The organism is Sinosporangium siamense, assembly GCF_016863435.1.
Taxonomy (GTDB): Bacteria; Actinomycetota; Actinomycetes; order Streptosporangiales; family Streptosporangiaceae; genus Sinosporangium; species Sinosporangium siamense.
In genome coordinates, this window is record NZ_BOOW01000053.1 from 57,009 (window position 1) to 69,364 (window position 12,356).

The window sequence follows — 12,356 nt, forward strand, 5'->3', positions numbered from 1 at the left end:
ACTTCTCCCGGTGAGGAAGTTGGCCATAGGCAGCCTGAAATCCGCGTATGCGTGACGATGTCGGTGGCGATTGGTGGGTTGAGGCTTGTTTGGAGAGGGGGTTTTTGTGCAGGCCGTTCTGATGAGAGTCAGTCACATCACGTCGTGATTCGGTCGAAGGCTGTGGCGAAGTCGGCGGCGAGGGGGTGGTTGGCGGACCAGACCGCGCGGCGCAACGGGAGGAGGATGTCGCGGACGCGGGGGGAGAGGACGGAGGCGCCGAGAGGTGGCAAGACGCGCAGGCCCTCCCGGAAGGCGGCGTGTTCGTCGCCCGTGGCGAGCAGTGCTGTGCTGAGGAGGGCGCGAGCCTGGAGGCGGTCGCGGACTCCCGTGTCGGGGGCGTCGGCCGCGGTCCTGAGACATTCGATCGCAGTGGTGGGCCGGTGCAGGGCGAGCGCGGCCACCCCTTGAGCGGCTGAGATCTCTCCCCTGGTCATCGACCCTGCCCAAGGCGGGTCGTCCTCGTGTGGGCCGCGCTCGAACTCGCGTATGGCGCGGGCCAGGGTAGAACGGTGATCGTCTTCTTGGCCGAGGACCGCGTGGGCCTGCGACTCGCGGAGTGACAGCATGGCGTAGACGCGAGGGGTCGCCCAGTGACGGGCGGCGTCATATGCGGCGTCGAGCAGGCGCAGTGCCTCGCGGCCTCCGGCCGGCTGTTCGGCGCAGAGGGTGGAGAAGCGGGCGGCGTTGGCGGACGCGGCGTGCACGAAGAGCCGGTCGTCGGTGGCTTGGGTGGCGCATAGACAGGCATCGGTGTGCAGTTTGCGGGCCAGGTCGGGCAGGGCCGAGTCGAGCGCGAGCCGTCCGGCGCAGACACCGATCTCGCCGACCGCCGAGAGCAGTCGCCTGCCGACCCCCTCGGAATAGTCGGCCTCGTCGAGCATGCGGCGCGCGCGGGCGAGGAGGCTGAGGGCGGGGCCGATGAGCAGCGCGCCCCCGATCACCTGGTCCTGCGCGTAGAGCCGATCGACACACGCCCGGAGGTAGGTCACGTGGGTGGCGGTGATCCGCGCGGGCACCACGACGCCGGCACCGACGGGAAGAGGCGCCACATGGACGTCGCGGGGACGTGTCTCCGCGACGCCACCGAGAGGCCCCACGATCGTGGGCATCTGGACCTCCCGCCGCACGGGTGACGGACGGCCCGCCCTGGCCGAATGCGGCGGCTCCGTCTTCCCGGGCGGACTGAAGGGACCGAATCCCCGGGGACCTCGGTCGGGTGGACGCGTCGGGTGCGCCTTCTCGGGTGGGACGGCAGGGCCGGGTTCTCCAGGGTTCTGTGCGGGTCGGTGTGATGGGTCGGTCGCTCCGGCCGGAGTGGTGGGCGCGGATCTTTGCGGGGCCTGGTCGGCCGGGTGGCTCGTCGCGGGTCCGGACCCTTGAAGGTCTCGTTTGGACGTGTCAGGTGGGGCGGTCTTTCCGGGTGAACCGGTGGAACCGGGTCTGCGGGGGACTCGACCGGGTGGCTGGGGCGGGTCGGTGTGGCGGGGGCCGCCGGTCAGCAGGGGGGACAAGGCCTCGCGCGGGATGTCGAGGCGGTCGGCGAGGCGCAGTAGCTCCCGGAGGTCGAAGAGCGTGTCGCGGTCGCCGCTCTCGACCCTCGCCACGGAACTCTGCGACCAGCCGATCAGCTCGGCGAGCTCAAGCTGGCTCATGTCGAGCGCGCTGCGCACAAGGGCGAGGAAGCCCCCGAGGTTGTGACGTTCGAGGGCATCGCGCATGACCACGCAGTCCCACATCCAGGTGGGGGTCGTGTCGTTGATCTCCCTGACAGCCCTCTCACATGTCACGCAGACGGGGCCGCCGCCGAAGCGGTCGGGGCGGGTTTGCCCGCAGGCGGGGCACAGGCGTGTGTCGTCCATGGCTCAGATCCCTCGGTCAGGTGTTCGACGAAGCGGGGATCAGGTTAGGGCCCGGGACCGACAGGACGCGATGCCAATGTGGCATCGCCCGAGCACGGAGAGTGATGCCACATTGGCGTTTCGCGGAGAGCTCTGATCATGCATCCTCTGGAGTCGACATCAGTCGAGCCCGGTCGTCCGGACCGCGGCTCGTTCGACAAGGAGGTGGGATGTGACGACTCCGGAGGCGGCCGTCCAACGGCTGAGAGAGGCGCTGGCGGCACTCGGCGTCGCGACGACGCCGGCCAAGGTGAAGCGCCGGCGCGGGGACACCGTCACCCTCGATGTGGCGCCGGGGCTGCTGCTGTGGTGTGGCTCAGGCTCGTTCCGCTGGGTGGGGCCGGGCAACACCTGGCACGTTCAGCCGGTCGAGGCCGTGGCGCAGACGGCCAAGCTGCTGTTCCGGCACGTCGACGGCGACCTCGTCTTCGAACTGCGAGCACGATTCCCCAAGTGGACGATCTTCCGCATCGCCGGCACCGACCGCCTGTGCGCCGCCCCGGCCACGGTCGCCCTCTCGGCGGCCCCCGCCGTGAACGCGGCATCGGCGGAGGAACTCAGCACCCGCCTCCAGGAAATCGAGTCCGTCCACGGTCGCGAGGCCCGGGAGGACCCACCGCCTTAGCGCTCAGCTCTCTGCCTTACCGCTGAGGGCAGCCGCTGCTCGCCTACTTCCCCATCCACAGACAGCCCATCACACGGTGGATCGAGGCTCGGAGCTGCGGGCCTCTTCGTGGTCCGGCTCCGGCATCGGACCCTTCTTCCTTCCGGCAGCAGGCAACGTAATCAGCAGCACAGCTGCTCCGAGGAGTGCGATGACCGCGATCCAGCCCGCGCCGACGTGCATAGCATGGATAAACGCATTATCGGCAGCCTGAGCAAGAGTGGGCCGGTCGATAGCGGTGGCGACGTGGCGGGCCTGTTCGGCGGAGACTCGCGCCTGATCCTGCACCGGACCGGGTAGATCCTCCAGCGAAGGTTCGATCGCACGCCGGTAAACGATCGACATGATCGTGCCGCCTACTGCGATTCCGATCACACTGCCGGTTTGTCGCACGGTGTTGGTGACGGCCGATCCTGCACCGGCCTGGTCCAACGGCAGGTTGCTGATCAATGCGGCCGTAACGGGGCCGATCACCATGCCGATCGAGAGACCCTGGATGAACAACAGGATCTCGATCCAGACGAGTGGAGTCTGGAGTCCGAGGAACCCATACCCGCCCATGGTCAGCGCGGCCACGGTCAGCGCCGGCACGGTGACAAGACGCAGCGACAGGCGGCGAACCAGGCGCGAGGCGAGGGGTGCCCCCACGAGCGCGCCGAGTGCGGTCGGGATATTGGCCAAACCCGCCTTCATCGGCGAAAAACCGAGCGCGCCTTGCAGATAGAACGCGTTATAGAAGGTGATGGCGGCCACAGCAAAGAACAGCAATCCGAGCGCCACATTGCCGCCACCGAATGTGCGCTGCGCGAGCAGTCGCGGATCAAAGCCGGGCACCTTGATGCGCAGTTCGACGAGCACGAAAACGGCCAGCAGCACCAGACCGACAACGATCGGCGCCCAGACGTCGGTATGACTCCACGAAGCCACCTGCCCCGCCCGGATCAGCCCGTAGGCCAACGCCACGAGCCCACTGATCGACAGCAACATTCCGGCGGGGTCCAGTGGCCGCCGAGTGGAGCTGCGGAAATTCGGAACCAGCACGGCGAGCCCGGCCAGCATCAATGCCGCGACCGGGACATTGATCAGAAAGACGGAGCCCCACCAGAAATGATCGAGCAGGAACCCCGCCAGCACCGGGCCGGCAGCCATTCCGACACCGGCCGACGTCGAGAAAATGCCGATCGCGGCAGCCCGCGCGGGGCCGGTAAAGGTCCACATCAGGATGGCCAGGTTGGCGGGCGTGATCAGCGCGCTGCCCACCCCCATCACAGCTCGAGCTGCGATCAGCTGGCCCACATCGCTTGCGTACGCCGCCCACAGCGAGGCCCCGGCGAAGATCACCAACCCACTGGAAAACACGGTCCGGTGACCGAACCGATCGCCCAATGCGCCTGCGGTGAACATCAATGTGGCGAAGGCCAGGGTGTACGAACCGGTCGCCCATTGCAGCTGGCCGGGATCGGCCCCCAGTCCGCGGACCGGGTCTGCAAGGGTCTCCAGCGTGGTACTCAGGACGGTGTTTTCCAGCCAAATCAGCAGCGAACACAACATGAGAACGGCAAGAATCGCCTGCTGCCTGAACTTCGGCAACGTTGGAGGCGCGGTCATGAACACCTTCGGATATCGATCGGCGGGAATCTGAACGACTGGACCATAAGCAAACTCAAAGACGCTGTCAAACTTAGAATTTCTTGTCGAGAATGTTGCGGCCGAACGGACTATATGCCCTCTACTGGATTTGCGGACCGAACAATTTTATGCCCTCCAGCGGATTTGCATGCTGAAGGATTTCATGGCTTACGGAGGGTTGCGGCTGAGTGGATTTCATGCCCTCCAATGAGCTGTCACTCACCATGGTCTTCAGCCTCGAATCCACCGCGTGAATTCTGATCACGGGTGCCGGGCGGGCTCGGGGTGGTCTGTCAGGACGTCCAGCGTCTGGCACATCCCAAGGGACAGCGATCTGTGGGAAGCAGCCGGAGGGCACCTCCCGTGGACCCTCCAGGCGTGTCCCTGTTGGAGCCTTCCAGCGGGCGGCGGCCTACCGGTCGTGCCTCGCGCGGGCTTCCCCCTCTGGCGGCGTGTCCTGTGAGGGGGTCACGCTGACGGCCGTCCTCTGGATGAAGTCCTGAACTCCGAGGGGAGGGAGCGTTTGAGGAGGCTGGCTCGCCGGGCGGTGCCGTACTCGGGCGTGAGTTTTGAGGTCGCGCGCGACGGTTCGGTGCTTCGCATGTGGTGTCGTCCGGATCTGGAATCCCCCTCGAAAACATGGTGGAAATGGCCTGGTCCAGGTCCGGCTGCGTGGCCGGGGCGGGAATTTCGTGAAGTTGCTCAACCATTCGGTCGGGGCGCGCGTCAAGAATGTGTCAGAGGGGGCGGAGGGGGTGTCAGGATTCCGTCGCGATCATAGGTGGTGGGTGCGGTGCGGATTAGCGTTTCTCTCGGCCGGTGGATGATCCGGCAGTGCGGACGCGGAGGTGCACGTGATAGTCGACCGAGTGGGCGAACGGCTGCTGCTGGTGCCGGTTCGGTCCGGGGGAGGGATGCTGGCCTTGCGATATTTCCGGACGGCCGCAGGCGTACGCACCGTGGTGGGCTTCACCTCGCGAGAGCTGCTCGCCGGGGTGCTGGGGGCCTCGCAGGAGTTCGTGAAGCTCAGCGAGCAGGCACTTCGTGGCATGGTCGGCGGGCTCGACACGGTCGGCATCCTGGTGGACCCGTCCGGTACGGCGGAAGCCGGGGCCGGCGCCCGCCGGAAAACAAGCGCGAGGAGGAGCGGGCGGGGGTTGGGCCGCGGCGGGACTTCGGCGCCGGCGCGGTGTGTCGACAGGTCCTCGGCCGCCTGATCGACGTTGCGGTGCCCGCCCGTCCTGCCCCTCTCGGAAGGGGGAGAGGGCGGGCTCGCCGTCGCAACACATTTCCCTCCGCCGTTTGTTCATGCGGTGGCATATACAGGCCGTAAATATCCGGCCCGGCGACGTCAGGGAAACACATGGAAAGGGCTCGCGGGGAGCCGCGAGCAGTTCGATGGAATTAGGGAAACGTCATTAGGTGAAAGGGGGAGGCGAATGAGGGCTGGAGTGTTCCGTCCGCAAGGGAGGGGAACGCCGCTGGGCCTTTCGCTCGCGGCGGGTTTCACAGTTGTCGTGATGGCTACCGCGCTTGCCTCGGTGGTGTTCCAGGGAGTGGACAGCACAGGTCGCACGGCTGTCATGGTGCTGACCGTGGGGATGTTCGCGGCCACCGGCGTATCGGCCCTCGCCGCTCTGGCGACAGGTGTGATCGCCTGGTTGTTCACCACGGGTTTCCTGGTGAACACGGCGGGTGAGTTGTCGTTGTCCGCTTCGGACGCTCTGCGTCTCGTGGCTTTGGTCTGCATCGCCGCGGCGGGCGCGGCCGCGTCGGCGTTGTTCCGGCAGCCTCTTCACGAGGTCGATCCCACACAGGAGAACGACGACCCTCATCGCCTTGGCCTACGGGTGGTGCCGGGTGGTGAGGTGCGAAACCGCACGGTGGGCGACACGGGTCCCGTGATCACCTCCGACCCTCTCCGTCACCCTGGGATCGTCGACCTGGCTGAGGCTCGCGTCCGTATGCAGGGCCTGGCGAAGGTGCCGACCCCACGGAGAACGCTCGACCTTCCTGCGGCTCCGGGCCCCGACCCCGAGTCACCCCGCAAGGGCAAGGCCGGACCGGAGCGCCGCACGCCCCCGGGCCGAGGGGGAGTCCCCGGCATGCGGACCAAGCGGTCTGACTGACGCGCTGCTCCGGTTCGTGCGCAGACCACGCGGTGCGATTGACACGCTGTCTGCTTTCTACGCGAACCGGGCGGTGCGAGTGACTCACTGACGAAGAAGGGCCGCTGGCGGCCGGCCAAACGCGTTGTCCCACGGAGAACACCTGAAAATACGGCTTGCGCCATCGGCGTGGGACAGGAGGGTCACTCGGTCAGCAATGCCGTGCCCAGGTTGCCTACCGACCGGGTGACGAGGTCGGTGTGGGTGTGCTCGGCCCCCGCCCGGCGGAGCAGGAGGATGGTGTACTCCAGGTCGCCCAGGTTGCGGCAGGCCAGCCGCACCTCCGCGTCGACGTCGCCGGCCAGCATGAGGGCGTCGACCACGGCCGGGACCTCGCGGAGTTGCTCTTCGAACCGGGCGTTGGTCACATCGTGCCTGAGCCGTACTCGGACGACGGCTTCCACAGGGCGGCCGAGGGCCGCCGGGTTGAGGTGGGCGCGGATCGCCTGGAGAACGCCGCTGTCGGCGAGGCGGCGGATTCGGGCGGCCACGGCGCTGTCGCCGAGTTGCACCCCTTTGGCGAGATCGCAGTTCCGGGTGCGTCCGTCGAGCATGAGGGCGTGCAGAATCCGGCGGTCGATGTCGTCGAGGGCGAAGTGTGTGTCGGCGTTGTTCGCCCGGCTCTGCTTCACCTTGCTCTCCAGACGTTCCGGATCCCGGGGGAGGGCGGGGCCGCCTGAGTGCCGTCCGCGCACAGCCTTCTCCCTTCAGACACGCATGGCATGCATGGAACACACATGTGATCTTCTCCCCCGAGCGTAGGGATTCGGGGGGAGTGCGTGCGGGGCTTGATACGCGATCCCCACGGGGGAACCGTCAATCCTGACGGTTCTTTGACGGGGGCGAGGACGGGCCGATGATCTCCTTGGTGTACTCGTCGGGGACGTCGTCAAAGGTCAGTGCGACGATCTTCTCGCCGGTCTCCACCCGATGGACGAGTTCCCCAGCGAGCTGGAAGGTGCGGGCGTTGACGAGCCGGTCGAGGCCCAGGGCGCTGAGGGCGAGGACAACCACCACCGCGATCAGCACCCATGGCCACTTCCTGCGTCGGCGCCGGCCGTGTTGTCCGGTCTATTCCATCCCCCGTGCCCCTTCGAACCGCTGAAAGCGCCAAAGGAGGAATCGTGCCACCTACGCGGGATAGGCATGGGTTTCTGTGGCTTTAACCGAGGCCCAGACTTGCTGTCCAAGTTGCAAGTCGAGTTCGGCAAGGGCGGCCTGGGTGATGTCGGCCGAGACGGAAACCGGACCTTCGAGGTGAACGCGCACGTTGTCGCCGTGCCGTTCGACACCGTCGATGCGGGCCTCCCACAGGTTGCGCGGCGACCCGTCGGGCCGGCTCCGGAACAACGCCACCGACGCCGGTGGAAAGGCGACGAACACCGGCCCGTCGATCTCCTCCGTGACGCTGAAGACCAGCTCCCCGACCCGGACGCGGTGCCCTTCAGCCTCACCCCGATAGAGGTTGAGCCCGACGAGTTTGGCGACGTAGTCGGTGCGGGGCCGCCGGGCGACCTCGGCCGGCGCACCCTCCTGTACGGTGTGCCCGCCCTCGATGACGATGATCCGGTCGGCCAGGACCATCGCGTCGAGCGGATCGTGGGTGACGAGGACGGTCGCGCCGGTGAACGCCGCCAGGTGCCGCCGGAGCCCGGCCCGCACTTCGAGCCGGGTGTGGGCGTCGAGCGCCGCGAGGGGTTCGTCCAGCAGAAGCAACCTCGGTTTGACCGCGAGCGCGCGGGCGAGGGCGACCCGCTGCGCCTGGCCGCCGGACAGCCTGCCCGGCGGGGAGGACGCTTGGTCGGTGAGGCCGACCCGGTCTAGCAGGGCTTGTGCCGTACGGCGGGCCTGGGATTTGGAGGCGCCCCGGCACCGGGGGCCGAAGGCGACGTTGTCCAGCGCCGACAGGTGGGGGAACAGCAGGTAGTCCTGGAAGACCATGCCGACGGCCCGCTTCTCGACCGGCACGCGGGTGAGGTCGCGGCCGTCGAGGGTGAGAGATCCGCCGGTCATCGGGGTGAGCCCGGCGAGGGCGCGCAGCGCGGTGGTCTTGCCTGCGCCGTTCGGGCCGAGCAGGGCGACTACCTCGCCGTCGGCCACGCTAAGGGTGATATCGAGCCGGAAGGCGGAGCGTTCCACGACAAGGTGGGCGTTGAGGCTCATGGACTGTTCACCCATCGGTCGCGGAGAGAGGCCAGGATGGCGATGGAGACGGCGAGCAGGACGAGGCTGAGCACGATCGCGGCCTCGGGGTCGGTCTCCAGCGCCAGATAGACGGCGAGCGGCATGGTCTGCGTCTGGCCGGGGAAGTTGCCGGCGAAGGTGATCGTCGCGCCGAACTCGCCGAGCGCACGCGCCCAGCACAGCACCGCCCCCGCCGCGACGCCCGGGGCGACCAACGGCAGGGTGACCCTGCGGAAGATCGTCCAGCGTGAGGCGCCGAGCGTGGCGGCGGCCTCCTCGTAGCGCAGGTCGGCGGCGCGCAGCGCCCCCTCCACACTGATCACGAGGAACGGCATGGCCACGAACGCCTCGGCCACCATGACCCCCGCCGTGGTGAACGGAAGCGTGATCCCGAACGCCGAGTCCAGCCACTGGCCGACCACGCCGCGCCGCCCCAGCACCAGCAGCAGCGCCACGCCGCCGACCACCGGCGGCAGCACGAGCGGCACCGTGACCAGGGCCCGCACGATGCGGCGGCCGGGGAACTCGGCGCGGGCGAGCACCCACGCCAGGGGCACGCCGAGCACGATGCACACGGCGGTGGCGATGGTGGCGGTGACCAGCGACAGCCTGAGCGCTTCGAGCACGTTCGGTTCGGCCAGCCGGGGAAGCAGCGTCGGCCACGGCGCCCGCAGCAGCAACCCGGCCAGCGGCAGTACGAGGAACAGCAGCCCGGCTGCCGCCGGGACGGTCAGAACCCATGGGATCCGGCCCGCGACCCGGCTTCGCCGTACGTCGCGGTGGTTCCCCGAGGAGTGCGAGAGGCGCATCAGGGTGCTTCGAAACCGGCCTTGGTCAGCACGTCCTTGCCCCGCTGGGACACGACGAGCTCGACGAACCGCTGGGCCGCGTCGCCGCTCGGGGCCTTGGAGAGGACGGCGATCGGGTAGTCGTTGACGGCCTTGCCGGCTTCGGGGAACGGGATGCCCTGCACCTTGCCCGCCGAGGCCAGCACGTCGGTGCGGTAGACGAGTGCCGCGTCGACCTCGCCGAGTTCGACCTTGGTGAGGGTCGCCTTGACGTCCTGCTCCAGGGTGACGGGTTTGACAGTGAGCCCGGCCGCGTCGAGGGCCTTCACCGCCGCCGCGCCGCACGGCACCTGCTCGGCGCAGAGCGCGACCTTCACCTTGGTGTCGGTGAGACTCTTGAGACCCTCGACCTTGGCCGGGTTGCCCGGCGGCACGGCGATCTCCAGCCTGTTGCGGGCGAAGGTCACCGGCGTGGAGGCCAGCGAGGCGTCGGTGACGGTCTTCATCGTGGCGGGGCTGGCCGCCGCGAACACGTCGGCCGGTGCTCCCTGCACGATCTGCTGGGCGAGGGTGGCGCTGGAGCCAAAGTTGAATCGTACGGTGGTGCCCGGGTTATCCGCCTCAAAGCTCTTGCCGAGCTCAATGAACGTGCCGGTGAGCGACGCGGCGGCGAACACCGTCACCGTCGTGGACTTGGCCGGCGTGGCGGCGGTGCCGGTCGTCGGCGTGGACTGGCCACAGGCGGTCAGGGCGGCGGCGAGGGCGACGGCGGTGAGGGGGGCGGCGGCTCGCCGGAAAAGGAGCCTGAGCACGGGAACTCCTTACTGGCCGACAGTGCGGCTTTGGCCGGTATCTCCACGACGACGTTGGTCGACTTGATCACCGCGACCGCCAGGACACCGGGCGTCAAGCCGAGTTCGTCGGCCGCCTGCCGGCTCATGAGCGAGACGACCCGGAACGGGCCGGCGGCGATCTCCACCTGGGCCATCACCGCGTCCTTGATCACCTCGGTCACGATGCCCCGGAAGCGGTTGCGGGCCGAGGACAGCATGCCGCCTTCCCCGGTGCCGACCTGCGATCTGGCGAACGCGGCGAGGTCGGCGCCGGCCACCCTGCGGTGGCCGTGCTCGTCGCGTGTCGCGGGCAGCCGGCCGGAGTCGACCCAGCGGCGGACGGTGTCCGCGCTGACGCCGAGGAGCGTGGCTGCCTCGCTGATGCCAAACGTCGTCACGGGTTACCACTCTACCTTCGGCTATTCGTGGCAAGACAGGGGATCTAGCTGGTAAATGCTATGAAGATTCGAACGCACCCATGGCAGGTGCGAGTGGCGGGCGTTCTGATGTGATCAGGGCGATGAGTGGCCAATCTTCGGTCAAGTACGGCACGCCGTGATGCGGGCGACGAGCCGCAGGGCACAGGCTTGGGGGCATAAGTGTGATTTCGGGGGGTCGCCTATGGCCACGCCGAGGTGGCGTGCCGCACTCGCGCTGGCGGGTCTCCTCACCCTGTTCGCATGCGGGACGCAGACGTCGACGCCCCGGCAGAAGGGCGACGGCATCAGCTGGACCCCCTGCCGCGTCACCGGGCAGCCTGTGCGGGAATGCGGGGAGGTGAGCGTGCCGGTCGACTGGTCCGAACCGGCCGGCCCGCGCATCGACATCGCCATCTCCCGCATCCCCGCCACCGATCGTTCACGCCGTATAGGTGTGCTCTTCTACAACCCCGGCGGCCCCGAGGCCCAGGGAGTCTACGTGCCGACCCTGCTGTGGCCGACGGAACTCACCCGGCGGTTCGACATCATCGGCTTCGACCCCCGGGGCGTCGGACGCAGCAGCCGCGTCGACTGCGGGCCGATCGACGGCGCCGTGGCCGGCATCGCCAAGCTGCCCAGCCTGAGTCAGGTGCCCGACGTGGCCGCCGTCGAGACCGCTGCTCGCACCTATGTACGCAAGTGCGAACAGAAGGTCGGCCTCCTCCTCGGCCGGCTCGGCAGCCGGTCCGTCGCCCGCGACATCGACGAGATCCGCCGGGCACTGGGGGAGGAGCGCATCAACCTCTGGATGCACTCGTACGGATCGATCATCGGTCAGGCCTACCTCGCCAACTATCCGCGCCATGTGCGCGCGGCGCTTCTCACCGGCGCGGTCGACACGGCAGTGAGCGGCGTCGATTACACCTTGCAGACTCACACCCCCACCCAGCCCCCTAAAGGCCCCGCCGCGCTCACCAACCTTCTCACCGCCAACCTCCGACAGAGCCTTGCCGGATTCGCCCCGTGGTGCCGCGCCCATCCCAGGGACTGTGCGATCCACCAGGACCCCATCGGGCAGTCCGTCGCCGTCGCCCGCGTCGAACGGCCCCCCGTCCCCGGCCAGGAGCCCCTCTACCGCACCTTGCTCGACGCCGCCTGGGCGAGCGCCCTCAACCCCGAGGACTGGGGGAGGTATGGCTTCTCCGTGGCCGAGGCCCAGGCCGGCCGGCCCGGGGCGCTCGAACGACTCGCCGACGAAGGTGTGCCGGCCGATGTCGGCAGCGCCATCTCCACCTTGCCGAGCAACGCATTGCTACTCGGCGTGCTGTGCACCGACTTCCGGTGGTCCGGCAGTGTCCCTCAGGTGCTCAAGGACTACCAGAACGCCGGTGGTGACCTGCCGCAGACGCCGAGTACGGCAAGCCAGTTCGTCACCTGCGGCGTGTGGCCCAGGACGACCCCGCCCCTCGGCCCCCTCCGCGCCGAAGACGCCGCCCGGCCCTTGATCGTCGTGGGGGAGGACGACAGACACAACCTCGTCTCCTGGGCCGAAACCGTGGCCGGCCGCTTCAACGCCGGCCTGCTCGTGGTGAAGGACACCGGCCCCGCGGTCGTCGGCGCGAGCGTGCCCTGCGCCGACCAGGCAGCCGTGGCCTACCTGGTCGACGGCCGCTTCCCCGAAACCCGGACTTGCTCTCCCTGACATCGGCCGACGGGCGGCTGAGCGGTCGT

11 protein-coding genes and 1 pseudogene are annotated in these 12,356 nt (G+C 68.5%); 4 read left to right on the forward strand and 8 right to left on the reverse strand.

What is annotated here, in order from left to right; all coding sequences use genetic code 11:
• Nucleotides 1-137: 137 nt before the first annotated feature.
• The gene (locus Ssi02_RS35365) at nucleotides 138-1,901 is read right to left on the reverse strand and encodes a helix-turn-helix domain-containing protein (RefSeq protein ID WP_204032272.1); all 1,764 of its coding nucleotides are present in this window, start codon (nucleotides 1,899-1,901) and stop codon (nucleotides 138-140) included.
• 211 nt (nucleotides 1,902-2,112) lie between these two features.
• Here Ssi02_RS35365 and Ssi02_RS35370 point away from each other — a divergent pair, with 211 nt between their 5' ends.
• Nucleotides 2,113-2,565 carry a hypothetical protein gene (locus Ssi02_RS35370; RefSeq protein WP_204032275.1) on the forward strand — a complete coding sequence of 151 codons (453 nt, stop codon included), beginning with the start codon at nucleotides 2,113-2,115 and terminating at the stop codon, nucleotides 2,563-2,565.
• 69 nt (nucleotides 2,566-2,634) lie between these two features.
• On the opposite strand, the gene Ssi02_RS35375 is transcribed toward Ssi02_RS35370, so the two are convergent.
• On the reverse strand, nucleotides 2,635-4,212 hold the full coding sequence (locus Ssi02_RS35375; protein ID WP_204032277.1) for an MFS transporter: 1,578 nt from the start codon (nucleotides 4,210-4,212) through the stop codon (nucleotides 2,635-2,637).
• 875 nt (nucleotides 4,213-5,087) lie between these two features.
• On the opposite strand from Ssi02_RS35375, the gene Ssi02_RS35380 reads away from it, so the two are divergent.
• Both Ssi02_RS35380 and Ssi02_RS35385 read left to right on the forward strand, forming a co-directional pair.
• The gene (locus Ssi02_RS35380) at nucleotides 5,088-5,450 is read left to right on the forward strand and encodes an SAV_915 family protein (protein WP_204032279.1); all 363 of its coding nucleotides are present in this window, start codon (nucleotides 5,088-5,090) and stop codon (nucleotides 5,448-5,450) included.
• Between the two features lie 303 nt (nucleotides 5,451-5,753).
• Complete coding sequence (locus Ssi02_RS35385) at nucleotides 5,754-6,362, forward strand: hypothetical protein (protein ID WP_204032282.1); 609 nt, start codon at nucleotides 5,754-5,756, stop codon at nucleotides 6,360-6,362.
• Between the two features lie 182 nt (nucleotides 6,363-6,544).
• Here Ssi02_RS35385 and Ssi02_RS35390 read toward each other — a convergent pair whose 3' ends face one another.
• The 6 genes and pseudogenes from Ssi02_RS35390 to Ssi02_RS35415 form a co-directional block, all read right to left on the reverse strand.
• Nucleotides 6,545-7,096 carry an Lrp/AsnC family transcriptional regulator gene (locus tag Ssi02_RS35390; RefSeq protein ID WP_204032284.1) on the reverse strand — a complete coding sequence of 184 codons (552 nt, stop codon included), beginning with the start codon at nucleotides 7,094-7,096 and terminating at the stop codon, nucleotides 6,545-6,547.
• Between the two features lie 121 nt (nucleotides 7,097-7,217).
• Nucleotides 7,218-7,430: a hypothetical protein gene (locus tag Ssi02_RS35395; protein ID WP_204032286.1), complete on the reverse strand. Its 213-nt coding sequence runs from the start codon at nucleotides 7,428-7,430 to the stop codon at nucleotides 7,218-7,220.
• Between the two features lie 102 nt (nucleotides 7,431-7,532).
• Nucleotides 7,533-8,564 carry an ABC transporter ATP-binding protein gene (locus Ssi02_RS35400; protein ID WP_204032289.1) on the reverse strand — a complete coding sequence of 344 codons (1,032 nt, stop codon included), beginning with the start codon at nucleotides 8,562-8,564 and terminating at the stop codon, nucleotides 7,533-7,535.
• A complete protein-coding gene (locus Ssi02_RS35405) occupies nucleotides 8,561-9,394 on the reverse strand; it encodes an ABC transporter permease (RefSeq protein WP_204032297.1) in 834 nt (277 codons plus the stop codon). Before Ssi02_RS35405 ends, Ssi02_RS35400 begins: the two co-directional genes overlap by 4 nt.
• The gene (modA, locus tag Ssi02_RS35410; RefSeq protein WP_204032300.1) at nucleotides 9,394-10,185 is read right to left on the reverse strand and encodes a molybdate ABC transporter substrate-binding protein; all 792 of its coding nucleotides are present in this window, start codon (nucleotides 10,183-10,185) and stop codon (nucleotides 9,394-9,396) included. The genes Ssi02_RS35405 and modA overlap by 1 nt, the downstream gene beginning before the upstream one ends.
• 41 nt (nucleotides 10,186-10,226) lie before the next feature.
• Nucleotides 10,227-10,604 (reverse strand): annotated as a pseudogene (locus Ssi02_RS35415) (TOBE domain-containing protein); the annotation flags it as partial.
• 223 nt (nucleotides 10,605-10,827) lie between these two features.
• Here Ssi02_RS35415 and Ssi02_RS35420 point away from each other — a divergent pair.
• A complete protein-coding gene (locus Ssi02_RS35420) occupies nucleotides 10,828-12,327 on the forward strand; it encodes an alpha/beta fold hydrolase (RefSeq protein WP_204032304.1) in 1,500 nt (499 codons plus the stop codon).
• Nucleotides 12,328-12,356: the final 29 nt, after the last annotated feature.